Annotated in this window: 1 protein-coding gene; it reads right to left on the reverse strand. The window is 32.4% G+C overall.

The annotated features are described in order from the left end of the window. Window positions 1–675, reverse strand: a 675-nt coding sequence (locus FLV_RS19900) for an IS982 family transposase (protein WP_243236500.1), incomplete at its 3' end; no start/stop codon positions are given. Between the last annotated feature and the right edge of the window lie 84 nt (window positions 676–759).

Consider the following 759-nt stretch of genomic DNA (forward strand, 5'->3'; position numbering starts at 1 on the left):
TTTTTGCTTTAATGTGTCTATTCTCTTAGCGTTTGATTTACGCTGGATCTTTAATAAAATGCATTTTCTCTCCAAAGCAATATCTTCCAGCCCATAATCAGTATAGGCACTGTCACCATATAATGAAGCTTCTGCCGGTAATTTATCAATCATTTTTCCTAATGCTTTTGCATCCCCTGTTTTTCCTGGTGTAAAATGAAAAGCTACTGGAATTCCATCTTTTGTGGTGAGTAATTGCACTTTAACACCATAAAAATAATTTCGCATACTGGCGGTGTAACCTCTCCATTTTTTATCTTTAAGAATCTTACAGTTTGTAATCCTCATATTGTTGCAGACTGCAACAGGAAAAGAATCTATGATATAATGCAATTCACAACAAAGGTCTTTATAATACGAACTTACAATCTCAAACAGCTCATATAAAAGTTTACTTATTTTATGTAATCGCCTGTTGAATCTGCTTTTATCCAGCATATTGGGTATAAATCCATACTCCTTCATAAACTTTATGGCAGAGCAATGATTACCATAAAAACTCGTTGAAGATACAATCGCTGTCAAGATAATTTCGCTGTCAGAAACTTGCCTTCTTACATCTTCAACATGATTAATTCCTTGCAAAATATCATCTATTAAACAAAAAATTGATATAATTTTGTCTTTACAAAGCATTGGTGAGGTTTATTGGTTCGCAAAACAAATTTACTAAACCTCTGCTTTGTTTTTTTATGATATCCAAACTAGCAACTTGAATTA

This window comes from Flavobacterium pectinovorum, from assembly GCF_022802975.1.
GTDB classification, from domain to species: Bacteria; Bacteroidota; Bacteroidia; order Flavobacteriales; family Flavobacteriaceae; genus Flavobacterium; species Flavobacterium pectinovorum_B.